The organism is Paractinoplanes brasiliensis, from assembly GCF_004362215.1.
Lineage (GTDB): Bacteria > Actinomycetota > Actinomycetes > Mycobacteriales > Micromonosporaceae > Actinoplanes > Actinoplanes brasiliensis.
In genome coordinates, this window is sequence record NZ_SNWR01000001.1 from 5,042,571 (window position 1) to 5,065,561 (window position 22,991).

The following is a 22,991-nucleotide window of genomic DNA, read 5'->3' on the forward strand; positions in this document are numbered from 1 at the left end:
CTCGCGCGGGCTCTGGCGTCTGACGTTGGCTTATCGTCGGTGCATGCCGAAAGCGCCAGCGGAAGAGATCGAGATTGCCGGCCATCAGGTGCGGCTGACCAGCCCCGACAAGATCATGTTTCCGGGGCGCGGCTACACCAAGCGGGACGTCTTCGAGTACTACCGGGCGGTGGGCGACGGGATCATGCGCGCGCTGCGGAACCGGCCGACGACGCTGCAGCGGTTTCCCGACGGCATCGGCGGTGAGGCGTTCTTTCAGAAGCGGATCCCCACGCGGGGTGTGCCCGACTGGATCCGGACGGCTCAGATCACGTTCCCGAGCAAGCGGACGGCGGTCGAGCTCTGCCCGGCCGACCTGGCGCATGTGGCGTGGGCCGCGCAGATGGGCACCGTGGTCTTCCACCCCTGGCCGGTCCGAGGGGACGCCCCCGACAACCCGGATGAGTTGCGCATCGACCTCGACCCGCAGCCGGGCACGTCGTTCGCCGATGTGGCGGCCACCGCCGGTGTGCTGCGCGAGGTGCTCGACGAGCTGGGCTGGGTCGGGTTCCCGAAGACCTCCGGTGGTCGCGGCGTGCACGTCTATCTGCGGATCGCGCCGCGGTGGTCGTTCGTCGACGTGCGGCGGGCCGCGATCGCGCTGGCCCGTGAGGCCGAACGGCGCCGGCCCGAGCTGATCACGACGGCCTGGTGGAAGGAGGAGCGTGGGGAGCGGGTGTTCCTCGACTTCAACCAGATGGCGCGGGACCGCACGATCACCTGTGCGTACTCGTTGCGGGCCAACGAGCGGGCCACGGCGTCGGCCCCGGTGACCTGGGACGAGCTGCCCGATGTGGAACCGGACGACTTCGACCTGCGGACGCTGCCGAAACGGTTCGCCGAGATCGGGGACCCGCACGCGGCGATCGACGACGTGGCTCACGACCTCACGCCGCTGCTGGAGTGGGTCGAGCGGGACGAGAAGAACGGGCTGGGCGACATGCCTTATCCGCCCGACCACCCGAAGATGCCGGGGGAGCCGCCGCGGGTGCAGCCGAGCCGCAAGAACGCGGCCAACTGGGCCTCAGAGGATTAGCTTCATGCCCTCGTGGCTGGCCTCGAAGCCGAGCCGCGCGTAGAAGCGGTGGGCGTCGACGCGGCGCTTGTCGGTGGTGAGCTGGACGATGTGGCAGCCCCGCTCGCGGGCGCGGTCGAGGACGAACGTCATGAGCGTACGGCCGAGACCGTCACCGCGGCGGTCGGCGCGCACCCGTACGGCCTCGATGGTCATGCGGCGGGCGCCGTTGCGGCTCAGCCCCGGGATGAACGTGAGCTGGCAGGTCGCGACGATCTCGCCGTTGTCGTCGGCCACGAGCAGCTCGTTGTTCGGGTCGGCGTCGATCTCTTCGAACGCGGCCCAGGTCGCCGCGTCGACGTCCTCGGGCACTGTCCCGTAGCCGCGGAGGCGGCTGATCTCGTCGTCGGCGAGCAGGGCCAGTACGGCGGGCACATCGGAACGTGCGGCGATCCGGAATTCCATGCCGCGCAGTCTCACACAACAGGTCGGACCTCGGGCACGATGACGCCATGCATGTGCTGCTCACGCCGCTGAAGCGGACCTATCGCGCGATCGTGTGGCTGGCCAACTCGCCCGGCACGCTGATTCTCGCCTACGTCATCCTGATCGTCGTCTGCGGCGTGCTCTACCACTTCTTCGAGGCGGAGCAGTCGGTCGGCGACTCGATCTGGTGGGCCGTTGTCACCGCGTCGACCGTCGGTTACGGCGACATCTCCCCGGAGTCGTGGCAGGCCCGTTTGCTGGCCGGTCTGCTCATCTCGATCATGGTGCTGGTGGTGATCCCGCTGATCACGGCCCACTTCGCCAGCAAGCTGATCGTCGACTCCGACGCGTTCCACCACGAGGAGCAGGAGGAGCTCAAGAGCAACCTGCGCCGTGTACGGGCCCTGCTCGAGGCCATGGCGGAACGCGAGGGGATCACTTCGCCGGGCAGCGCAAACCCTCCTGCGGGACCTTCAGATCGATGAGGTACGCGTCGACGGCGTTCACGATGCAGGGTGTGCTCGGATAGGCCGTGTGGCCTTCGCCCTCCCAGGTCAGCACATGCCCGACACCCAGCATCGAGGCGAGGTCGGCGGTGTTCTCGTACGGCGTGGCGGGGTCACCTGTCGTGCCGACGACCACGATCGGCGGGGCGTCCTTGGCGGGGCCGGCCGGATAGGGGTCACGTTTGCCCGGCCACACCGCGCAGGGCAGCATGCCGACCGCGAGCGCTCCGCCGAACAGCGGGTATTTGGCGCGCCACTCGCCCTGCAGGCGGCGGATCTCGTCGAGGGTCGGCGCGTCGTCGGTGTCGGCGCAGTTGACGGCCAGGTTCGCGTCGAACAGGTTGCTGTAGGTGCCGTCGGGTTTGCGCTCGGCGTACTGGTCGGCCAGCGAGAACACGCCCCGGGCGTTGCCCTCCTTGAGCTGGGCGATCGCCCCGGCCAGCTTGGCCCAGCCCGACTCCGTGTAGAGCGACGAGATCACCGCGACGAAGATCCAGCCGCTGGTGGCCTGCCGGCCGTCGCTGCCCGCCACCGGCTTGGTGGCCGCGGAGCTGATCGCGTCGGTGACGGCCTTGCGGGCGTCGGGCGCGATCGGGCACTTGTCGGCGGTCGCCTTGCACCAGTTCGTGAAGTTGGTGAACGCGCGCTCGAACCCCTTGGCCTGGGACTCGGAGCCCTCGACGAAGTTCTCCTTGGGGTCGACCGCGCCGTCGAGCACCATCGCCCGCACGTTCTGCGGGAAGAGCTGGGCGTACGTGGCGCCGAGCAGCGTGCCGTAGGAGAAGCCGAGGTAGGTCAGCTTGTCGTCACCGACGGCCTTGCGCAGCGAATCCATGTCGCGGGCGGCCTGCTCGGTCGAGAACAGCGGTAGCTGGTCGCCGTACTTCGACCCGCAACTGGTGGCGATCCGCTTGTTGAGCTCGACCAGCTGGTTGAACTGCTCGAGGCTCGCCGGGTCGGGCGGGGCGGCGAAGCTCGCGTCCTGATCGGCGGGGCTGATGCACTTGACCGGATCGGAGCGGCCGACGCCGCGCGGGTCGAAGCCGATGACGTCGAACTTGTTGGTGACCTCGGCCGGCAGGCCGCCGAACGCCTCGCCGAACGACAGGTAGACCGCCGTCTCGACGCCGGAACCGCCCGGGCCGCCCGGGTTGATCAGTAGCGAGCCGGTGCGGCCCTGCTGTTTGGACGACCGGATGCGGATGAGCGAGATCGAGTAGGTCTCGCCGCTGCCCGAGTTGTTCCAGTCGCGCGGCACCTCGACGTCGGCGCAGTCGTACGTCATGCCGGGGGCGCCCTGGCCGACGAGCTGCTGCGGGACCTCGGGGCAGGGCCGCCAGTCGGCCGTGCCCGCCTGGGCCGACGAGGACGACGACGGCGCCCGGCGGGCCTCGCCGGAGCCGTTGGGCGCGAACGAGGGCACTGTGCAGCCTGCGGAAACGGCCAGAATCGTGGCGAGGACGGCGACTACCAGGCGGGAGCGGCGCTGCACGATGCTGACCTTTCGACGGCGGGTTGCTGCCACGAGGCTATCCGGTGGGTCCGACAGTTCGTGCGTCAGCGGCTCGTCAGCACCTCGGCCAGGTTGAATTGGACGGGCCGCTCCAGCTGCTCGTAGGTGCAGGTGTGCGGGTCACGGTCGGGCCGCCACCGTTCGAACTGGGCGGTGTGCCGGAAGCGGACACCCTCCATGTAGTCGTAGCGCACCTCGACGACCCGCTCGGGCCGCAGCGGCGTGAACGACAGGTCCTTGCCGTTGTTCCAGCGGCTCACCTCGTTCTTGCGCGGGGTGCGTTCGCCCTCGAGGTGGGCGGCCCAGTTCCACGGGTGGCCCTCGAACTCGGTGACCAGCGGCTGCAGCTCCTCGAACAGTTCCTCGCGCACCTTGATCGGGAACGAGCCGATGACCCCGACGCTGACCAGCACGTCCCGCTCGTCGTACAGGCCCAGCAGCAGCGAGCCGATCCGGTTGTCGGCCGACTTGTGCACGCGATAGCCGGCCACCACACAGTCGGCCGTGCGCTTGTGCTTGATCTTCGTCATGACCCGCTTGTCGGGCTGATAGGTCAGGTCACGCTGCTTGGCGATCAACCCGTCCAGCCCCGCGCCCTCGAACTCGGCGAACCAGCGGGTGGCCGTCTCGAGATCGTCGGTGGCCGGGGTGATGTAGACCGGTGGCTTGGCGTCGGCGAGCACCTCGGTCAGCCGGTCGCGCCGGGTGCTGAACGGCTGCTCGGTGAGGTCCTCGTCGCCGATCGCCAGCAGGTCGAACGCGACGAAACTGGCCGGCGTCTGCTCGCTGAGCAGCCTGACCCGGCTCGCGGCGGGATGGATGCGCTGCTGCAGCGCCTCGAAGTCGAGCGTGTTGCGCCCGGTGTCGGCCACGATGATCTCGCCGTCGATCACCGCCCGCTCGGGGAAGTTGGCCAGGACCGCCTCGACGACCTCGGGGAAGTAGCGGGTCATCGGCTTCTCGTTGCGGCTGCCGATCTCGACCTCGGCGCCGTCGCGAAAGATGATCGACCGGAAGCCGTCCCACTTCGGCTCGTACACCTGCCCCGGCGGGATCTCGGCCACGGGCTTGGCCAGCATCGGCTTGACCGGCGGATTGATCGGCAGCTCCATCCGCCCAGTCTGCCCTTTTCAACCCCGCGGGGTGGCCCCGAGCCGGCCGATTTCGCTGATCAGTTCGCCGCCGGCAGGACATTTCCAGTACGCCCGCCCGCCGTGCTCGGCGGCCGCAAGCGGATGAGTGTGCGGGTGCCGGGGACAGCGCGGCCAGTTGGTCGGGCGCCCCGCGTGCCAGAGCGCCTCGACCACTTCCTCCTGCACCTGGTCGGCCAGCATGGCGACCTGCGTGCCGAACTCCTGATCGAGAGCGACCTGGACACCGCGCCCCGACCCGTCGGGCCACCGCAGCATGGCGGTGGCCACGCCCTCCATACCGAGCCAGTCGTCGTCCTCGGCGCGCAAGCGAATGCCGCCCAGGCCGTCGACGTCCATCAGCACCACCGCCAGCACGAGCTCCAGCTGCCTCTCCACGCCGACGATCCTTGCGTACGGGCGTCAGGCCTTGGGGTCGAGCTTGATGGAGAGGCTGTTGACGCAGTGGCGGGTGTTCTTGGCCGTCATGTGCTCGCCGCGGAAGACGTGGCCCAGGTGGGAGTCGCAGTTCGCGCAGCGGATCTCGGTGCGGACCATGCCGTGGCTGAAGTCGTCGATCTCCTTGACGGCGCCGGGGATGGCGTCGTCGAACGAGGGCCAGCCGCAGTGCGAGTCGAACTTGTAGTCGCTGGGGTAAAGGGCGGCGCCGCACGCGCGGCACTCGTACATGCCCTCGGTCTTGGTGTCGACGTACTCACCGGACCACGGGGCCTCCGTGCCGGCCTGGCGCAGAACGCGGAACTCGTCGGGAGAGAGGCGGACCCGCCACTCCTCTTCGGTCGTGGGCAGGGTGGTGTCGTTTGTTGCCATGCCTCAAAGGTACGACGCACCGGGCGTGCGGCCGGCGTGGTCGCGATCACCGTTGAACCAGGACATGGAAGACGCGTCGCCGGCCACCTTCAGGCCCACCTGGCACCAGGCCCTCGGGCGGGGGCTCTACCTCGGCTCGATCCTCGCGGCGGGGCTCGTGCTCCTCGTCGCCATGCTGACCCTGACGGGGTTCGTCGACCCGCCCGACGGTCCCACCTGGGCGGGGTTGACGATGGGGACGCCGCTGGGTGCGGGGCTGATCGGCGTGCTCGTGGGGCGGGTCACCGGCACCCAGATCAGTGCTTGCGGCATCCGTACGCGCTCTGTCTTCCACGGCGGCGTCGCGCCCTGGGACGAGGTGGTCGACGTCCGGGCCGAACGGCGCGGGGCCCGCACGGTGGTCTCCGTCTATCTCGACTCCGGCGCGAGTGTGCAGCTCCAGGCCCCGTACAGCGGCGAGTTGTTCGCAGCCGACCCCAGATTTGAGGGGAAAATGTTCGCTTTGTCCCATCTGTGGCGGAGTCACCGTTTCGGTGGTCTTCCGGGATGATGACCCGCCGGGAGGACTTAGCGGGTAAATCGGTCATTTGCCGCTAAGCTCCCCTCGGACCTGGAAACACCAGAACAGGAATGGATAACTCCTCATGAGCACAATTCGCCGGATCATCGCCGTCGGACTGCCCGCGGCCGGCCTGACCGCCGCTCTCGCGCTGGGTGTGTCCCCGGCCCTGGCCACCTCGGCCGCCGTCGGGCCGGCAGCCATGCCGGTCGTCGCCGCCACCGGCTACGGCAACCCGGACGACGCCACCGACGAGGCCCCGACCCGCGGGCAGGGCGGCTACGGCACCCCGGGCGCCACGACCCCGACCGGAAACGCGGCCGCGACGCCGGACACCGACACTCCCGACACCGACACTCCCGACACGGACATCCCGGACACGGACACGCCGGACGCCGACACCCCGACCCGGGGCAACCCCGGCTACGGCCCGACGCCGACCGCCAGCGTCGACACCGTCCCGCCGACCACCCCGGCCACCACCAGCCCGGGGGTGGCCCCGGCCACCACGACCCCCGGCGGCGGCGTCAGCCCCGCGGGGGCCCTGCCGGTCACCGGCACCCCGATGGCCCTGATCGTCACGATGGGCGGCCTGCTGGTCGCCGCGGGCGCCGCGTCGGTCTGGTACACGCGTCGCCGCCGCACCGCCTGACACAGCACAGCCCCGCACGCGAAGGGCCGCCCGGACTCCCTGGGCGGCCCTTTCGCCTGCGTCGGTCCTTGGTTTGATCTTTCGGGCGCAACCACTTACGCAGGTCGCCCGGGTGGGTTTCGCGTTCTGGACGCGCAGCGGCCAGCGAAGCCCGCCCGGGCCCTCGGCGTGAGCAGCGGTCTGGACCCACCACCCCGCTACGACATCTGCTCTTTGATCTTGATCTGCAGGAGCGGCGGCATCCCACCATCCCGCTACGACATCTCGAACTTGATCTTGATTTTGAAGCGATCAGAGGACGAACGCATCCGTCCACAATTGGCGCGACTTCCCGGACAACGCCTGCATCAGCCCTACCGCTTGGTTGTCCGTCAGGCCTGCTACGAAGTCGATGACGGCGCGGCCGCGGGCCTTGTCCATGCGCTCGGGGGTGCCGTCGGGCAGCTCGGCCTCCGCCAGTTCCACCAGGTCACGCAGCCGGCTGGGGATGCGGTTCTCCTCGTCGGGGTCGATCAGCCAGGCGAGCAGGGCCTCGACCAGCGACGCGAGCAGACGGCCCTGGCCCCGCTGGTGCAGGGCGAGGTCGGGGCGGGCCAGCACGAACCTGTTCTGCACGAACTTGAGGATCTGCACCTCGTGCCACTGGGCTGTGGCGAGTTGCACATGACCGGAGCGGATGGCAGGGTCGGCGATCGTCTCGACCGACTCGACCAGGCGGCGGGTCCAGGTGGCCGAGAACGCCGCGACCTGCGCTTCCGCCTCGAGCGAGCCGTCGAACGGGCGGGCCAGCAGGCCGTCGACGAGTTCGGCGCGCACCAGTTCGACGGCGGCCGCGAAGGCGTCGTCGTCGGCCATCCAGCCGTCCTTGCGGTGCAGTTGGCGGCGCAGCGACTCGATCGCCCCGCCCGCGCGGTCGAGGTCGGTGGCGGGGCCCCAGCGCTGCCAGGCCATCAACTCGGTGGCCACCGCGCCCTGCTGCAGCACGCCGACCCGGTGCACGTCCTCCAGATCATGGATCGCGTACGCGATGTCGTCGGCCGTGTCCATGACCGAGGCCTCGACCGTCTGCTGCCAGTCGGCGACCCGCCCGGCGAACGGGGCCCGCGCGGCGCGCATGTCGGCGGCCTCGGTCGAGTAGGCGCCGAACTTGGGCGAGCCACCCTCGGGGTCGTCGGCCGGAGGGGCAGCACCACGCGGCGCCGGGTCCATGAAGCGCTGCGAGTCGCGGCGGGTCCACGGGTATTTGAGAACAGCCGCCCGTACGGCGTTGGTCAGGTTGAGCCCGATGGTCGCCTGGCCTCGGATCTCTGTGCTGGTGATGATCCGGTACGACTGGGCGTTGCCCTCGAAGCCGTCGAGCAGCCGCAGCCGCTGGCGGGCGACCCGGTCGAGCACCCGTTCGCCGAGGTGGCCGAAGGGCGGGTGGCCGAGGTCGTGGGCCAGGGCGGCTGCCTCGACGACGTCGGGGTCGCAGCCGCCCAGCTTGTCGGCCAGCCCGTGGTCGACCCGCTCGGCGATGGCCCGGGCCACCTGCGCGACCTTGAGACTGTGGGTCATGCGGTTGTGCACCAGCAGGCCGGCGCCCCCGGGACTGATCACCTGGGTGACGCCGGCGAGCCGGGCGAAGAACGGCGAGGCGACGATCCGGTCGCGGTCGACGCGGAACGGGCTGCCGGCGAGGTCGCCGGGCGCGACCAGCCGGTCGCCGAAGAGGCGCTGAGCCCGGGGATCGTCCATCCGCCCTAGGTTAGCGGGCCTGCAGGGCGTCCAGCGCCACGGACATGGCGGCGACGAGGCGGCGGTCGACCCGCGGGTCGTGGATCGTCACGATGTAACGGTCGCGCAGGCCCCACTTCTTGACCACCGAGAACACCGGGCGGCCGTCGAGCACGAAGTCGAAGTGGTAGGGCAGCCAGCTCAGCGATTCAATGAAGCGGCGCAGGATCGCGACCACCTGGTTGGTCTCCTGGCCGACCATCTCGCCGAACCCGGGCTGCTCGAGGTGCCACGTCGAGCGCAGCAGCGAGGCCTTGAAGTTCTTGCGGAACAGGCCGATCGGGGCGCCCGCGGCGTCGGTCACGTCGTAGGTGGCGCCCAGGTCGAGGCGCTGACGGGCCTTGAAGCCGAGGACCGGCACCTGCTTGGTGTCGTCGGTGTAGAGCGTGACCTGCTCCTTGAACGCCATGCGCTTCTGCTGCGCGAAGGCGAGGAGGCCGGCCTCGCTGCCGTCGGGGGCGACGGCGTGGATCTCGTATTGGTTGACCATCAGCCGGATGCGCTGACGGATGCTCAGCTGCTGCTGACTTTGAAGAACGTCGACTGTCACGGTCGAGCAGTGTGTCACAAAAGGCAACTGGTGGCGGGACCGTGGCCGAGCCCGTCAGACTGGGCGAATGGCGAAGCGAGGACGTACGGGATCATTGATTGCGCTGGCCCTGGGGGCGGCGGCGGTGTGGGCGGCGCGTGACATCCCGCGTCAGATGGGGGCGAAGGCCCGCGGTGAGCGGCTCGCCCGCATGCAGGCCTCGCCCCAGTTCGCGGACGGCAAGTTCCACAACACCGTGCCCGCCACCATGCTGGCCGCGTCGTCGATGCCCAGGATCTTCGCCGCCACGCTGCGCGACCGTGAGCGCCGCCACCCGCGCCTGCCGATCCCGGTGGTCACCCCGGCTCCCGGCGCCACCGCCGACGGTCTGCACGTCACCTGGTACGGCCACTCGTCGGCCCTGGTCGAGATCGAGGGCAAACGGGTGCTGCTCGACCCCGTGTGGAGCGAGCGCTGCTCACCCTCGCGGCTCTCCGGCCCCCGCCGCCTGCACGAGCCGCCGATCGCGCTGCGCGATCTGCCGCCGCTCGACGCCGTGCTGATCTCGCACGACCACTACGACCACCTAGACATGGAGACCATTCAGAACCTGGTCGACCTGCAGGCCGCGCCTTTCCTGGTGCCGCTCGGGGTGGGCGCGCACCTCGAACGCTGGGGTGTGCCGGCCGCCCGGATCGTCGAGATGGACTGGGACGACAAGCACAAGGTGGCCGGCCTCGAGTTCATCTCGACCGCGGCCCGGCACTTCAGCGGCCGCGGGCTCGGCCGCGACGGCACCCTCTGGGCCAGCTGGGTGATCAACGGCCCGACCCGCAAGGTCTTCTACTCCGGTGACACCGGTTACTTCCCCGGGTTCGCCGAGATCGGCGAAAGGCACGGGCCGTTCGACGTCTCGCTGGTGCAGATCGGGGCGTACAACGAGTCGTGGCCCGACATCCACATGGTCCCCGAGGACGGCGTGGCCACCCACGTCGACGTCCGGGCCGGGCTCATGATCCCCGTGCACTGGGCGACGTTCAACCTGGCCCTGCACGACTGGGCCGAGCCGGTTGACCGCGCGTGGAGCGAGGCCAAGGCCCGGGGCGTACGGCTGGCCGTGCCGCGCCCCGGTGAGCGCGTCGACGTCGACAACCCGCCGGCGGTGGACGGCTGGTGGCAGCAGATCGCGTAGCGGCGGCGCTCCTGGTCTTCGGCAACGGGCTCACCGGTGACGGGCTGTCGGCGGGTTCGCTGGCCCGGGTGCGCGCCGCCGTGGCCCATCCGGCGGTCGAGCGGATCGTGCTGTCCGGCGGGTGGGAGCAGGCCCGCTCCGGGGCGCCGGAACCGGCGGAAGGATGCCGCGAGGGCGACCTGATGCGGCAGGTCGCCCTCGACGCCGGGGTCGACGAGCGGATGCTGCGCATCGAATGCCGGTCACGGAGCACGCTGGAGAACCTGCTCAACGTCGCCGCGGACGGGCTGCTGGACGGGCTGGCGCTTGGCCCCTCGCGGCCGTTGGGGCTGGTCACTCACGCCTGGCACCTGCCGCGGGCGCGGTTCCTGGCCCGCAAGGTGCTGGGGTTGCCGGGGCGGGCGCTGGTCGACGTGCCGGTGCCCGGGGTGTCCCCGCTGATCGAATACGGGATCCGCGCCGCGTCCCGGGTGTGGTTCTTCGGCGTACGGGATCCGGCCGCGCTCCTGCGCCGAGAGCAGCGGATGGTAACGATGTTGCGCCGCGGGGTATAGCAGCGCGCATGGTTCTGCTGTTACCCGTCTATCAGCCGTCGGTCGATCGCCTGCGGGAATTGACCTCCGCGTTCTCGCAGGTCGTGGTGGTCGACGACGGGAGTTCCGTCCCCGTCTCGGCGCCCGGGTGTGTGGTGCTGCGGCATTCGGTCAACCTCGGCAAAGGCGCGGCTTTGAAGACCGGGTTCGCGTACGTGGCCGAGAAGTATCCAGGGGCGCCGGTGGTCTGCGCCGACGCGGACGGGCAGCATTCCGTCGAGGACATCCGGCGGGTGCAGGAGGCCGTCTCGTCGAGCGGGCATCTCGTGCTGGGCGTACGGCGGGTGCGGCGCATGCCCGCGCGAAGCCGGGTGGGAAACGCCGTTACCCGGACCCTGTTCCGGGCTGCCACCGGGCAGTGGGTGCGGGACACGCAGACTGGGTTGCGTGGGGTGCCGGGGTCGCTGCTGGACTGGGCCGGGACGGTTCCCGGGGAGCGATTCGAATACGAGATGAACATGCTTCTGCGGGCTGTTCGGGAGAGGTTTCCGATCGAGCAGGTGCCTATCGAGACGACGTATTTGGACGGCAATTCTTCTTCGCATTTCGGGTCGGTGCGGGATGCGGCCCGGGTTTATCGGTCGTTGCTGCGGTTCGTGCTGGTGGATCGGTAAGCGTCGCGTTTTTGGGTGGTGGTCTGCGGCCGAGCCTCGTTGCCCGGCCGCAGCCCGTCCCGACGATCATGTGCCCCCTCCCCGGAACAGGGCCTTCCCCAACAGGCTGCTCAGAGCAGGGCTTTCCGCAGAGCAGGGCCTTCCGCAGAGCAAGGCCTTCCGCAGAACAGGGCCCACCCTTCCAAGGGGGCCCCCACCCTCTGGGAAGATCCCGCCGCTGTCAGCGGGCAGGGCGATAGTGCCGCATTTCGCTGATCAATGCGTCGCGCCCTGTGGACAACCCCGAATTGTGGATAACCGCCGGCCCTAGTTTCCGGCGTCGTAGGCTGCGGCGAACATGACGGCCAGCACGACGAGGAGGACGGTCATGAATTGCGCCGTCGGGATCCAGGCGTTGGGCTGGGTGTGGCGGGCGGCCCTCTTCTGGCGCTGCCGGGCCCGCCCGGCGAACGGGTGGTGACCGAGGCGGTAGCCGGCGACGACGACGGTGGCTGCGGTCAACACGGTTACGACGCTCACTGCGGAACTCTGGTGGAACGTCATGCGAACCCCCTGGAGATGCGTAGCGGTGCCGGTTGCGTTCCTCACGGAACGCTGGAAGGCCAGTGTGGGGGCGGCAAGACGTTGCAATCCAGTGGATATGCGGGCGGATAGTGACCTAAGCCGCGATCACCGGGCCAGGCGGGGACGAAGGCGGCTGTCGGCTATCCGACTGCTTCGCGAGCCGGCGACGTCGACCGTGAGTCGCCGGCATGCGGTGCTTCGTCAGCGAACGCGCCCTGTCACGCGTCTGGCACCACGGCCCTCGAGGGCATGGGCGGCGCGCTGGCCACCGAGGTCGCGGTCACGGCCATGACCGGCGCCTGCCGCACCACCTTGCGCAGGCTTCGCGTCGAAAGAAGGCGACACCGGTGGTCAGACCGGTCTGTTCGGCTCGCGGGTGACGGGGGTGACGGGGGTGACGGGGGTGACGGGGGTGACGGGGGTGACGGGGGTGACGGGGGCGACCGGGGCGACCGGGGCGACCGGGGCCACCGGGGCCACCGGGGCCACCGGGGCCACCGGGGCGACCGGATGGCGGGACGGCGGGATGGCGGGGCGGCGGGATGGCGGGGCGGCTAGGTGGCGGGTAGCGGCCGCATGGCCCTGATCCCCGCGGCGATGCTGCAGCTCGGGTCGCCGCTGATGCGGGCCTGCTCGACACGGAGGCGGGCTTCGGGAGCGGAGCCGCTTTCCCCAGTGAGCAAGGGGGTCACGTCGGCCGAATGGGCAGTGGGGTCAGGACGTGGGGGAGGGCTTTCGAGGGACGCAGATCTTCACCGCGCCGGGGGCCACCTCGGCTGTGAAGGACTTGGTTTTGGTGCGGGCGCCACCGTCGAGTTCGTATTCCATTTTGGACTGGAGCTTGACGTCGATGCGGCGGGCGCGGGTCGTGCGCACGAAGGGGGAGCTGTCGCTGCGGCCGACGGCCATCGTGCCCAGTGCGCGTGCCCACTGCAGGGCGCCCTGGGCGGTGGCCACGCCGACGTCGAGCCAGCCGTCGTCGGGTTTGGCGTCGTCGAAGGCGTGGATGCCGCCGGTGATCATGCCGACGTTGCCGATCAGGACGCAGCTGGCCTCGTCGTCGAACCACTTGGTGCCGTCGATCTTGATGGTGGCGGTGGCGGCTTCCTCGTTGACGTGGCGGACACCGGCCCAGACGTAGGCGAGCTTGCCGAGGCGGTCCTTGAGGTTGCGGTCGGCGTCGCTGATCATCCCGCCGTCGAAGCCGACGCCTGCCATCACGCCGAAGTACTCGCCCTCGAAACGGCCCAGGTCGATGCGGTGCTTCGAGCCGTGCAGCGCGATGTCGACGGCCTCGGGCAGGTCGGCCGGGATGCCCAGGTTGGTGGCGAGCAGGTTTCCGGTGCCCGCCGGGATGATGCCGACCGGGGTCTTCGCGCCGGTCCGGCCGACGACGTCGAGCGACCGCTGCACCATGCCGTCGCCGCCCCAGACGAGCAGGCGGTCGACCTTGGACTTGAGCGCCTTCTTGACCGCGGCCGGCGCCTTCTTGCTCTTGGGCACCTCGTACCAGAGCAGGTCGTCGATCCCGGCGTCGGTGAGGCGGCGGCGCAGCTCGTCCAGGCCGCCGCCCAACGTCTTCTTCTGATGCGCCACTACGGCGATTCTGCGGGGGGTTCGCATGCGCAGCGCACTACCCCCGGCGGCGAAAACGTAATCAGCTGACCGTCTCGCGCATCCGCTGCTCGGCCGCCGCGCTGCGGATGACCATGAGGCGCAGCTCGAGCTCGTCGGAGACCATCGAGGCCAGGTGCTCCAGGGCCTGCAGCTGCCGCGGCGTCGCCTCGCGGGGGCGGTTGTCGATCACGTTGACGGTGCCGAGGCGGTACCCGTCGTGGGTGCGGATCGGCGCGGCGGCGTAGAAGCGCAGGCCCAGGTCCCCACGGACGAGCGGGTGTTCCAGCGTACGGGGGTCGGTGGCGGCGTTGTTGATCACGTACACGTCGTCCTGGGCGATGACCGACGCGCACAGCCCCGGTTCCTTGCCCACCTCGCGGACGCCGGTCAGGCCCTGACACGCGGCCAGCCACACTCTGTCCTGCTCGACCAGCGAAACCGTCGCGATCGGGGTGTCGAAGATGGCGCCGGCCACGAAAGCGATCCGGTCGTACGCGTCCTCGACCGGCTGGTCGACCAGGCGGTAACGGCGGACGGCCTCGAGTCGCGCCTGCTCCTCCGGACCGACGTTGTCCAGGTATTCGTAGGCGTTCGACGACACGGGATTGCTGTTGGTCATGGCTGGTGATCCCCCTCACAGCGGCAACGGTGCCTGCGAGCCTAAAAAGGGCATCGGTGTCCCGCAATGCTCCCGATGGCCGATTCCAGTTCTCAGCCAAGCCTCAGGCGGGAATGTCGCACAAACTGTCGGTCAGCGGGTACTGAGTGCGTCGTGACAGCACCCACCGCCGCCGTGATCGGCCAACTCGCCCGTGACCTGGTTCTCACCGTCGATCGGCTGCCCGAGCCCGGCAGTTCGGCCCCCGCCGGCGAGCGCCGCGAGCAACTGGGCGGCAAGGGCGCGAACCAGGCGGTCGCCCTCGCCCAACTCGGGGTGCGCCCGTTTCTGATCGCGGTGGCCGGCGACGACACGATCGGTGACGTCCTGCTCGGCGAGGCGGTCCGCGACGGCATCGACGTACGCGGGGTGGTGCGCCGTCGTGGCCGGCTGACCGGGGTGATCGTCGAGATCCTCGAACCCGGCGGCTCCTACCGATACATCGAGCACCTGCCGCAGCCCGTCCAGCTCACCGAGGCCGACGTGCTGCGGACGCGCGACACCATCACTCGATGTGACGCCGTGCTCGTGCAGCTACAGCAACCGGCGGAGGCGACGCTGACAGCGGCCCGTATCGGTCACGAGGCCGGCCGGCTCGTCGTGCTCGACGGCGAGATCAAGGACAAGACCCTTCTCCCGTACGCCGATGTGGTGCGCGCCGACGAGAAGGAAGCCGGCGACGCCGGGGAGGAACTGCTGGACCACGGCCCGAAACTGATCGCGCTGGCCCGGCCGGACGGCAACCTGTTCCTCTGGAAAGGCGGCCGGTTGAAGCTCCCGCTCGAGGACGCCGAGGTGGTCGACACCACCGGCGGCGGGGACTCGTTCGTGGCCGCGCTCACCGCATCGCTGCTGGCCGGGGAGCCGTACGAGGTGGCGGCGCGCAAGGCCACCGCCGCGTCCGGGTCCACGGTTCAGCACGTCGGCGGCCGTCCGGAGCTCCACCGATGAGCCGGATCGCGCCGGCCGAGCCGTGGGTCGTACGGGAAATCGGCCTGCCCGAGGGCGAGGGGGCGATGCGCCAGGCGGAATCGCTGTTCGCGCTGGCCAACGGGCACATCGGGCTGCGCGGCAACCTCGACGAGCCGGAACCGCGCGGGATGCCGGGCACCTACCTGAACTCGCTGTTCGAGGAGCGTGACCTGACCTACCCGGAGGCCGGGTTCGCGTTCCCCGAGCGTACGGAAACGATCGTCAACGCCCCGAACGGAAAGCCCATCACGCTGACCGTCGGCGGCGAGCCGTTCGACGTACGGACCGGGGAGTTGCGCCGGCACGAGCGGGTGCTCGATCTGCGCGCGGGCACGCTCACCCGCGAGGTCGAGTGGGTGTCACCCCGCGGCGTCGAGATGCGGTTACGAAGCGTACGGGTGGTGTCGTTCCAACGACCGTCGGTGGCCGCGATCCGCTACTCGGTGGAGGCGGACGCTGAACTGCGGGTCGACTCCGATCTGGTCGTCAACGAGGAGCAGCCGCCGGCCGACGACGACCCGCGGGCCAGCGCCGTGATCCGCGACCCGTTCGAGCCCGTCTTCCACGACCGTGACCTGCTCGTGCACCGCACCCGCCGCAGCGGCATCACGGTCGCCGTGGCCGTGACCCACGTGGGCGCCGACGGCGAGCTGGTCACCGGCCCCGATCGCATCCGCTGGACGGCCACGGCACCCGGCTCGATCACGTTCGACAAGATTTTCGCGTACGGGTGGGACGGGCTCGACCAGCGCGACAACGCGCGCGCCGAAAGGGACGCGGCCGCGCGCGCCGGTTTCGACGAGCTGCTGGCCGAGCAACGCCAATACCTGGACGACTTCTGGGCGTACGCGGACGTCGAGATGGACGGCGACGACCAGGTGCAGCAGGGAACGCGATTCGGCTTGTTCCACGTGCTGCAGGCGGGGGCCCAGGCCGGGCCGCACCCGATCCCGTCGAAAGGGCTCACGGGCAACGGGTACGACGGGCACACGCTCTGGGACAACGAGTCGTACGTGCTGCCGGTGCTCACCTACACGCACCCGGCGTGCGTCGGGCAGGCGCTGCGCTGGCGGCACAGCACGCTCGACCACGCCCGTGAACGGGCGCGGGAGCTCAAGCTCGACGGCGCGGCGTTCCCGTGGCGCACGATCAGCGGGCCGGAATGCTCGGGGTACTGGCCGGCCGGGACGGCGGCGCTGCACATCAACGCCGACATCGCCGACGCGGTGCTGCGCTACCACGCGGCCACCGGCGACGACGAGTTCATGCGCGAGGCCGGGGACGAGCTGATCGCGGAGACCGCGCGGCTGTGGCGGAAAGTGTCCTACTTCGACGAGGAGGGCGTCGCGCACATCGCCGGGGTGACCGGGCCGGACGAGTACACGGCGCTGATGGACGACAACGTCTTCACCAACCTGATGGCCCGGCGGAACCTGCGCGCGGCGGCGCTCGACGAGGTGTCCGAGCACATCGCCGACCGGCTGGCGGTGCCGTACGACGAACGCCGGGGCGTGCACGAACAGGCGGCCGGATTCACACGGCTCGACGAGTGGAAGTCGTTCGCCGGCGAGGACTACCCGCTGATGCTGCACCACCACTACCTCAACCTGTACCGCAAACAGGTGGTCAAGCAGGCCGACCTGGTGCTCGCGATGGCGATGTGCGGCGACGAGTTCACGCCCGAGGAGAAGCGCCGCAACTTCGAGTACTACGAGGCCCGTACGGTGCGGGACTCCTCACTGTCGGCGCCGGTGCAGGCCGTGCTCGCGGCCGAGCTGGGTCACCTCTCGCTGGCGTACGCCTACCTGACCGAGGCGGCGCTGCTCGACCTGCGCGCGGGCGGCGAGTCCGGCGGCGACGGCCTGCACATCGCGGCCTGCGCCGGGTCGTGGATCGCGGTCGTGATGGGCTTCGGCGGGCTGCGCGACACGGGCGGGACGTTGTCGCTCTCGCCGCGCATCCCGCCCCGGCTGACCCGGCTGCAGTTCCGGCTGCGTTGGCGGGGAACCGGGCTGCGCGTCACGGTGACCCCCGAGACGGTGACCTATCAGGCCGACGGGCCGATCAGCTTCCAGCACTATGGTGAGGACGTGACACTGAACGACGGCGAGGTCTCGTTCAAACTCGACCCCATCGAGGATCTGCCGGCGCCGCCGACCCCACGCCCGCCCGGTGAGGTCGAATGACGGTCTGGGTGGCACTGCTGCGCGCGGTCAACCTGGGTGCGCGCAACAAGGTGCCGATGGCTGCTCTGCGCGTCGCGCTGGAGAAGGCGGGCCTGCCCGGCGCGCGCACGCTGCTGCAGAGCGGCAACGTGGTGGTGGAGTCGGAGCTCGACGTGGGCCCGATCATCCACTCGGTGCTGCGCGACGAGTTCGATGTCGACCAGCCGGTGGTGGTTCGCAGCCGCGACCGCCTGGCCGAGATCGTCGCCGCCAACCCCTTTCCGGCGGCCGCCCGCGAGCGCCCAACGTTGCTGCGGGTGACGTTCCTGGTCGACCATCCGTCCGCTGAGCGGGTGCGGCCGGTCGAAGAGCACGACGACGTGCGGGTGCTGGGGCGCGAGGTCTACATCGACTACCGCGACCGGGTGCACGGCAACCCGGTGAACACGGCCATGGCTTCGCGGCGGCTGGGCTTGCACGGCACCGAACGCAACTGGGCGACCGTGCTCAAACTCGCCGAGCTCGCCACGCTGCTCTGACCGCCGCCCTGCCGCGGGCCTGCCCCGCTTGCCCGCCCTGTCGGCCCGCTTGCCCGCCTGTTCCGGCGGTCTGCCTGCTCGGGCCGCCCGCCTCTCAGTGGTGGCCGTCGCCGGATTCCTCGGCCCAGACTCGCCAGTTCTCCAGGTCGCCGTAGAGGCCGGGGGTCAGCCAGCCGGGGGCCGAGCGGCGGAAGACGCCCGGGTCCATCGCGCCGGCGCCCTCGGGCAGGGCGCCGATCAGGTGGGGGACCAGCTCGCTCAGGTTGGCCCAGTGGACCAGGTCGGGGTCGGCGGGCCAGGCGCCGATGACCACGCCGGCCGGGACACCGCGGCGGGCCAGGGCCTCCAAGGTGAGGGCGGTGTGGTTGAGGGTGCCGAGGCCGGCGCGGGCCACGACGATGGTGCTCAGCCCGAGCGTGGTGGCCAGGTCGGCCACCGTCCAGGACTCGCCGGACGGGCGGACCCCCATCGGGACCAGCAGTCCGCCGGCGCCTTCGACAAGGACCAGGTCGTGCTTGTCGGCCTCGGCCCGGATGGCGTCGACCACCTCGTACAGCTCGAGCGGCGGCAGCTGGGCGACCGTGGCGGCGGCCAGCGGGGCCATCGGCTCGGGGTATTCGGCCAGGGTGCGGGTGGTGTCGGGCGCGGCCAGGCGGGTGATGACGTCGATGTCGGTCGGCGCGCCGGTGTTGATGCCGGTCTGGCCCGGCTTGATCACGGCCACCCGCAGACCGGAGGCCTGAGCCGCGGCGGCGACGGCGGCGGTGACGATCGTCTTGCCGACGTCGGTGTCGGTGCCGGTGACCAGCACGATGCCACGCCACTCGCCCGGGGCCGGGCGTCGCGGGGCGGGTTGCGCGCTGGTGGGGGCCTGGGCGGCCAGCTCGGCGGAGACCTCTGCCCCGATCGACTCGGCGCTCGGCAACTCATCGGCATCCGGCGCCGGCACGGGGGCGTCAGGAGTGGGCGCGTCGGGCAGCGGGTGGCCGGGTGCGGGGGACACGGGCGCTGGCGTTGCGGGTAGTGGGTGGCCGGGTGCGGGGGACACGGGCGCTGGCGTTGCGGGTAGTGGGTGGCCGGGTGCGGGGGACACGGGCGCCGGCGTTACGGGCAGCGGGTGGCCGGGCGTGGACGGCGGTCCGGCGGGTGTCTCGGGTGCGGGCTGGACGGGCGCGTCCGGGGCGGGCGAGATGGGCGCGGGCGGGGTCGGCGCGACTGGCTCGGGCTCGGCTGGAGGCGCGGAGATGGCCTGGCCGGGAGGCTCGACGCTGCCCGGAACGGAACTCGGGGACTCGGCCGGGAGCGAGATGCCCGCAGAGGGCTCATGGTCGGCGGGCGGGACGGTCTCGGTGGCGCGCTGGGTGGGCAGCGGAGTGCCCGCGACGGCGGGCGAGGCCAGGGTGGTCAGCGCGTCCAGTTCGACCGGGGTGAGGACCCCCTGGGGGTCGACGAAGCCGCGATGTGTGAAGTGGCGCTCGCGGACCGTCCAGACCACAGTGGCGGCCGGCAGGCGGGTGAGCAGGGCGCTCAGGTTGACGGAGGTGGGGGTCACGGTGAGCACTCCACGATGACGTCCAGGGCGCGGGCGAAATCGGCGTCGGACACCCCGGCGTTGAGGGTCAGGCGCAGCCGGGAGCTGCCGTCGGGGGTGGACGGCGGGCGGAAGCAGCCGACCGCCACGCCGCGGTCGCGGCAGTCCTCGGCCCAGGCCAGGGCGGCCTCGGGGCCGGGAGCCAGGACGGAGAGCACGCCGGCAACGGGCGGGGAGACCTCGAAACCGGCCGCGCTCAACCGGGACACCGTCTGGGCGGCCCGGGACGCGAGCACCGAGCGGCGGTCGTCGGCGGACCGGGCCAGGCGCAGCGCCTCGTGGACGCCGGCGGCCACGGCGGGCGGCAGGGCGGTGTCGTAGATGAACGTGCGACCGGTGTCGATGAGGTGCCGTGTGAACTGGGCGGGGCCGGCGACCACGCCGCCCGCGCCGCCCAGGGATTTCGAGAGCGTGGCGGTGACGACCACATCGGAGTGGCCCGCCAGGCCGGCCGCGGACACCCCGCCGGCGCCCGAAGGGCCGAGCAGGCCGAGCGCGTGGGCGTCGTCGACCAGCAGCAGGGCGCCCCGGGCCGAGGTCACCGCGTGCAGCTCGGCGAGCGGGGCCAGGTCTCCGTCGACCGAGAACACCGACTCCGTCACGACCAGGGCTCGGCCGGGATGCGCGTCGAGCAGCGCCGCCACGGCCGCCGGCGAGTTGTGGGGCGCGACCACCGTGCGTACGCCGGAGATCTTGCAGCCGTCGATCAGTGAGGCGTGGTTGTAGGCGTCGGAGACGATCAGGTCACACACGGCTGTGAGGCTGCGCACGGCGGCCAGGTTGGCCAGGTAGCCGGACGAGAACACCAGCGCCGACTCCGCACCCAGCCAGGCGGCCAGCTCGGACTCCAGCTCGGCGTGGGCCGCCGCGGAACCGCGGACCAGGCGCGAGCCGGTGGCTCCCAGCCCGTACGCCCGCAGGCTCTGAGCCGAAGCCTCGATCACCGCGGGATGGGCGGCCAGGCCGAGATAGTCGTTGCCGGCCAGATCGACGACCGGGTCACCGGGTGACCTCGGCCGGAGCCGACGGGTCAGCCCCGCCTTGGCCCTGCTCGAGGCCAGGCTTTCCAGGGCGTCCAACCAGCCCGTCAAGACACCTCCACCGATCACGAGAAGGGGAAACTACCACCCACCTCCGACACTCCGGCCGCCCCCGAGTCCTTGTTAGGGTTCGGGCATGTCAGAGATTCTCGACCGGGCCCGCTCCCAAGTGCTCAACGACGGCGTCGGCCTCGACGAGTCGCAGATTCTCGACGTTCTGCGGCTTCCCGACGACGCGCTGCCCGAGCTTCTGCAGCTCGCCCACGACGTACGCATGAAGTGGTGCGGCCCCGAGGTCGAGGTCGAGGGCATCGTCTCGCTGAAGACCGGCGGCTGCCCCGAGGATTGCCATTTCTGCTCGCAGTCGGGCCTGTTCGCCTCCCCCGTACGCTCGGTCTGGCTCGACATCCCGTCGCTGGTCGAGGCGGCCAAGCAGACCGCTGCCACCGGGGCCACCGAGTTCTGCATCGTGGCCGCCGTACGCGGGCCCGACCAGCGCCTGATGGATCAGATGCGCGAGGGCGTCAAGGCGATCAAGGCCGAGGTCGACATCCAGGTGGCGGCCAGCCTCGGCATGCTCACCCAGGAACAGGTCGACGACCTGGTCGACATGGGTGTGCACCGTTACAACCACAACCTTGAGACCTGCCGGTCGCACTTCGCCAACGTGGTGACCACGCACACGTGGGAGGAGCGCTGGGGCACCCTCAAGATGGTGCGTGACTCGGGCATGGAGGTCTGCTGCGGCGGCATCCTGGGCCTGGGCGAGTCGCTGGAGCAGCGCGCCGAGTTCGCGGCCCAGCTGGCCGAGCTCGACCCGCACGAGGTTCCGATGAATTTCCTCAACCCGCGGCCGGGCACCCCGCTGGGCGACCAGCCCGTGGTCGAGGGCAAGGACGCGCTGCGGGCCATCGCCGCTTTCCGGCTGGCGATGCCGCGCACGATCCTGCGCTTCGCCGGCGGCCGCGAGATCACCCTGGGCGACCTGGGCACGCGCGACGGCCTGCTGGGCGGCATCAACGCGGTGATCGTCGGCAACTACCTGACGACGCTGGGCCGTCCCGCCACCAGCGACCTGGAACTGCTGCAAGACCTGAAGATGCCGGTCAAGGCGCTGTCGGAGACGATCTGAGATGTTCTGCGACCGTTGCGGCGAGCCAGCCGCTGAGGGCGATCACGTGGCGTGCGCGGATGCCCGTCAGCTGGAGCCGCCGCGTTTCTGCCCCGACTGCCGCCGGCGGATGAAGGTGCAGGTCGTGCCGACCGGCTGGACGGCCACCTGCGTCGAGCACGGGACGCGTACGTCCTGAGCGGTGGCAGCGGCCGCGACCGCTGCCACCCCCTCTCACCCGTCACCCGAAGGTGGCAGGAGCCTGTTCGCCCACGGGGCGGGAACCGGGCACCGGCAGGGTGACCGTGGCCATCGCGCCGTCCCGGTCGGCCGGGCCCGCGCCCAGCCGTCGCAGAGTGCGCAGCATGGCCACGTTGTCGGCCGCCGTGTGCGCGATCAACGCCGAGAAACGGGCCCGCTCGGCGTGCGCGAACAGCCGCCGCAGCAGGGCCGTGCCGACGCCGCGGCGCTGCCAGTCGTCCTCGACCAGCATCGCCACCTCGGCCAGGTCGCCCTCGGCGAGCAGGTTGCCCATCGCCACGACACGATCGCCGGCCAGGGCGATCAGCGCGCGCCCGGCGCCGGCCGGCTCGAGCAGGCGGGCCAGCCGAGCCTCCCCCGGGGCGCCGCCGCCCAGGTAACGGCGCTGCAGGGAAGCCGCGGAACTGCGAGCGTGCAAACCGCGTACGGCCTCGAGGTCGTTGCTCGTAGCGACCCGGACCACCAGCTCGGCGCCGTCGGGCAGCAGCAGCGTGACCTGCTCGTCCCGCTGCCGCAGCATCGAGCCGGACAGCTCGACCAGGGCCTGGGCCCGCGCGTATTCCGCCGGGGTGAACGCCGGCAGGTTCCGCAGCACCTCGAACGAGCCGCCGCCCGGGTCGGCCAGCGTCATGCGGGCCGACTCGTAACCGGGGCGGCCGGCGAGCGGCTCCGGCCGCCAGCGCACCTCGGTCGCGTCGAGCAGGGCGACCAGCGCGTCACCCAGCGCGTCGGGGTCGTGCACCAGCCGCCCGGCCAGCGCCAGCGCCCGCGTTGGCTGGTCGACCAGGCCCTCGGCCTCGGCCCGGGACACATAGGCGTCACGGCCGCGGCCCCTGGCCACCGCGGCCAACAGGTCGGCCTCGCCCATCGAGTCGGGCGCGTCGACCAGGAAGTCGTCGACCGCGCCGGCCTCGGTGGTGTGCACCTGGACGGCCAGGATGTTGACCGACTTGAGCGCGAGGCTCGCGGTCAGAACGGAAAGATAGCCCGGCCGGTCGTCGACCGTTGCCCGGATCCGCCACAGCGCCATCCCCGGCA

General features: G+C 71.0%; 26 protein-coding genes. 12 read left to right on the top strand and 14 right to left on the bottom strand.

Features of this window, described 5'->3' with window-relative positions; all coding sequences use genetic code 11:
• Window positions 1-43 precede the first annotated feature (43 nt).
• Window positions 44-1,075, top strand: a complete 1,032-nt coding sequence (ligD, locus tag C8E87_RS22970) for a non-homologous end-joining DNA ligase (protein WP_133875010.1) — start codon at window positions 44-46, stop codon at window positions 1,073-1,075.
• On the opposite strand, the gene C8E87_RS22975 is transcribed toward ligD, so the two are convergent.
• Window positions 1,064-1,519: a GNAT family N-acetyltransferase gene (locus C8E87_RS22975; RefSeq protein ID WP_203720445.1), complete on the bottom strand. Its 456-nt coding sequence runs from the start codon at window positions 1,517-1,519 to the stop codon at window positions 1,064-1,066. The genes ligD and C8E87_RS22975 overlap by 12 nt on opposite strands.
• Window positions 1,520-1,566: 47 nt before the next feature.
• On the opposite strand from C8E87_RS22975, the gene C8E87_RS22980 reads away from it, so the two are divergent.
• The gene (locus C8E87_RS22980) at window positions 1,567-2,025 is read left to right on the top strand and encodes a potassium channel family protein (protein ID WP_133875011.1); all 459 of its coding nucleotides are present in this window, start codon (window positions 1,567-1,569) and stop codon (window positions 2,023-2,025) included.
• On the opposite strand, the gene C8E87_RS22985 is transcribed toward C8E87_RS22980, so the two are convergent.
• Genes C8E87_RS22985 through msrB form a run of 4 tightly spaced genes read right to left on the bottom strand, consistent with a single transcriptional unit; the run spans window position 1,976 to window position 5,520 of the window.
• Entirely contained in the window at window positions 1,976-3,571 is a 1,596-nt protein-coding gene (locus C8E87_RS22985; RefSeq protein ID WP_438866100.1) for an alpha/beta hydrolase, read from the bottom strand. The two genes, C8E87_RS22980 and C8E87_RS22985, sit on opposite strands and share 50 nt — an antisense overlap.
• Window positions 3,572-3,603: 32 nt before the next feature.
• A complete protein-coding gene (locus tag C8E87_RS22990; RefSeq protein WP_133875012.1) occupies window positions 3,604-4,671 on the bottom strand; it encodes an ATP-dependent DNA ligase in 1,068 nt (355 codons plus the stop codon).
• Window positions 4,672-4,689: 18 nt separating this feature from the next.
• Window positions 4,690-5,088 carry a hypothetical protein gene (locus C8E87_RS22995; RefSeq protein ID WP_133875013.1) on the bottom strand — a complete coding sequence of 133 codons (399 nt, stop codon included), beginning with the start codon at window positions 5,086-5,088 and terminating at the stop codon, window positions 4,690-4,692.
• 24 nt (window positions 5,089-5,112) lie between these two features.
• Complete coding sequence (msrB, locus tag C8E87_RS23000) at window positions 5,113-5,520, bottom strand: peptide-methionine (R)-S-oxide reductase MsrB (protein ID WP_133875014.1); 408 nt, start codon at window positions 5,518-5,520, stop codon at window positions 5,113-5,115.
• Window positions 5,521-5,584: 64 nt separating this feature from the next.
• On the opposite strand from msrB, the gene C8E87_RS23005 reads away from it, so the two are divergent.
• Window positions 5,585-6,070 carry a hypothetical protein gene (locus C8E87_RS23005; RefSeq protein WP_133875015.1) on the top strand — a complete coding sequence of 162 codons (486 nt, stop codon included), beginning with the start codon at window positions 5,585-5,587 and terminating at the stop codon, window positions 6,068-6,070.
• 94 nt (window positions 6,071-6,164) lie between these two features.
• Complete coding sequence (locus C8E87_RS23010) at window positions 6,165-6,731, top strand: LPXTG cell wall anchor domain-containing protein (protein ID WP_133875016.1); 567 nt, start codon at window positions 6,165-6,167, stop codon at window positions 6,729-6,731.
• Between the two features lie 291 nt (window positions 6,732-7,022).
• On the opposite strand, the gene C8E87_RS23015 is transcribed toward C8E87_RS23010, so the two are convergent.
• Window positions 7,023-8,468, bottom strand: coding sequence for a deoxyguanosinetriphosphate triphosphohydrolase family protein (locus tag C8E87_RS23015; protein WP_133875017.1), 1,446 nt, complete (start codon window positions 8,466-8,468; stop codon window positions 7,023-7,025).
• Between the two features lie 10 nt (window positions 8,469-8,478).
• Complete coding sequence (locus C8E87_RS23020; protein ID WP_133875018.1) at window positions 8,479-9,057, bottom strand: LURP-one-related family protein; 579 nt, start codon at window positions 9,055-9,057, stop codon at window positions 8,479-8,481.
• Window positions 9,058-9,124: 67 nt separating this feature from the next.
• On the opposite strand from C8E87_RS23020, the gene C8E87_RS23025 reads away from it, so the two are divergent.
• Genes C8E87_RS23025 through C8E87_RS23035 form a run of 3 tightly spaced genes read left to right on the top strand, consistent with a single transcriptional unit; the run spans window position 9,125 to window position 11,435 of the window.
• Complete coding sequence (locus C8E87_RS23025; protein WP_133875019.1) at window positions 9,125-10,228, top strand: MBL fold metallo-hydrolase; 1,104 nt, start codon at window positions 9,125-9,127, stop codon at window positions 10,226-10,228.
• Window positions 10,210-10,782, top strand: a complete 573-nt coding sequence (locus C8E87_RS23030) for a YdcF family protein (RefSeq protein WP_133875020.1) — start codon at window positions 10,210-10,212, stop codon at window positions 10,780-10,782. Before C8E87_RS23025 ends, C8E87_RS23030 begins: the two co-directional genes overlap by 19 nt.
• A gap of 8 nt (window positions 10,783-10,790) precedes the next feature.
• Window positions 10,791-11,435: a glycosyltransferase family 2 protein gene (locus C8E87_RS23035; protein WP_133875021.1), complete on the top strand. Its 645-nt coding sequence runs from the start codon at window positions 10,791-10,793 to the stop codon at window positions 11,433-11,435.
• A 306-nt stretch (window positions 11,436-11,741) separates the two neighbouring features.
• Here C8E87_RS23035 and C8E87_RS23040 read toward each other — a convergent pair whose 3' ends face one another.
• The 4 genes from C8E87_RS23040 to C8E87_RS23055 form a co-directional block, all read right to left on the bottom strand.
• A complete protein-coding gene (locus tag C8E87_RS23040) occupies window positions 11,742-11,954 on the bottom strand; it encodes a hypothetical protein (RefSeq protein ID WP_133875022.1) in 213 nt (70 codons plus the stop codon).
• Window positions 11,955-12,350: 396 nt separating this feature from the next.
• Window positions 12,351-12,497: a hypothetical protein gene (locus tag C8E87_RS44620; RefSeq protein WP_203720446.1), complete on the bottom strand. Its 147-nt coding sequence runs from the start codon at window positions 12,495-12,497 to the stop codon at window positions 12,351-12,353.
• Between the two features lie 216 nt (window positions 12,498-12,713).
• The gene (locus C8E87_RS23050) at window positions 12,714-13,595 is read right to left on the bottom strand and encodes a diacylglycerol/lipid kinase family protein (RefSeq protein WP_239079884.1); all 882 of its coding nucleotides are present in this window, start codon (window positions 13,593-13,595) and stop codon (window positions 12,714-12,716) included.
• A gap of 61 nt (window positions 13,596-13,656) precedes the next feature.
• Window positions 13,657-14,235, bottom strand: a complete 579-nt coding sequence (locus C8E87_RS23055; protein WP_133875025.1) for a GAF domain-containing protein — start codon at window positions 14,233-14,235, stop codon at window positions 13,657-13,659.
• Between the two features lie 153 nt (window positions 14,236-14,388).
• Here C8E87_RS23055 and C8E87_RS23060 point away from each other — a divergent pair, with 153 nt between their 5' ends.
• Genes C8E87_RS23060 through C8E87_RS23070 form a run of 3 tightly spaced genes read left to right on the top strand, consistent with a single transcriptional unit; the run spans window position 14,389 to window position 17,950 of the window.
• Complete coding sequence (locus tag C8E87_RS23060) at window positions 14,389-15,225, top strand: PfkB family carbohydrate kinase (protein ID WP_239079885.1); 837 nt, start codon at window positions 14,389-14,391, stop codon at window positions 15,223-15,225.
• Entirely contained in the window at window positions 15,222-17,432 is a 2,211-nt protein-coding gene (locus C8E87_RS23065) for a glycoside hydrolase family 65 protein (protein WP_133875027.1), read from the top strand. Before C8E87_RS23060 ends, C8E87_RS23065 begins: the two co-directional genes overlap by 4 nt.
• Window positions 17,429-17,950 carry a DUF1697 domain-containing protein gene (locus C8E87_RS23070; RefSeq protein WP_133875028.1) on the top strand — a complete coding sequence of 174 codons (522 nt, stop codon included), beginning with the start codon at window positions 17,429-17,431 and terminating at the stop codon, window positions 17,948-17,950. The genes C8E87_RS23065 and C8E87_RS23070 overlap by 4 nt, the downstream gene beginning before the upstream one ends.
• A gap of 94 nt (window positions 17,951-18,044) precedes the next feature.
• Here the strand turns inward: C8E87_RS23070 and bioD are convergent, their stop codons facing one another.
• Entirely contained in the window at window positions 18,045-18,833 is a 789-nt protein-coding gene (gene bioD / locus C8E87_RS23075; RefSeq protein WP_133877016.1) for a dethiobiotin synthase, read from the bottom strand.
• Window positions 18,834-19,498: 665 nt separating this feature from the next.
• A complete protein-coding gene (locus C8E87_RS23080) occupies window positions 19,499-20,632 on the bottom strand; it encodes an 8-amino-7-oxononanoate synthase (RefSeq protein WP_133875029.1) in 1,134 nt (377 codons plus the stop codon).
• An 85-nt stretch (window positions 20,633-20,717) separates the two neighbouring features.
• On the opposite strand from C8E87_RS23080, the gene bioB reads away from it, so the two are divergent.
• Window positions 20,718-21,713, top strand: coding sequence for a biotin synthase BioB (gene bioB / locus C8E87_RS23085; protein WP_133875030.1), 996 nt, complete (start codon window positions 20,718-20,720; stop codon window positions 21,711-21,713).
• Window position 21,714: 1 nt separating this feature from the next.
• On the top strand, window positions 21,715-21,891 hold the full coding sequence (gene bsaP, locus C8E87_RS46960) for a biotin synthase auxiliary protein BsaP (RefSeq protein ID WP_438866101.1): 177 nt from the start codon (window positions 21,715-21,717) through the stop codon (window positions 21,889-21,891).
• Between the two features lie 42 nt (window positions 21,892-21,933).
• Here the strand turns inward: bsaP and C8E87_RS23090 are convergent, their stop codons facing one another.
• Window positions 21,934-22,983: a GNAT family N-acetyltransferase gene (locus tag C8E87_RS23090; RefSeq protein ID WP_133875031.1), complete on the bottom strand. Its 1,050-nt coding sequence runs from the start codon at window positions 22,981-22,983 to the stop codon at window positions 21,934-21,936.
• Between the last annotated feature and the right edge of the window lie 8 nt (window positions 22,984-22,991).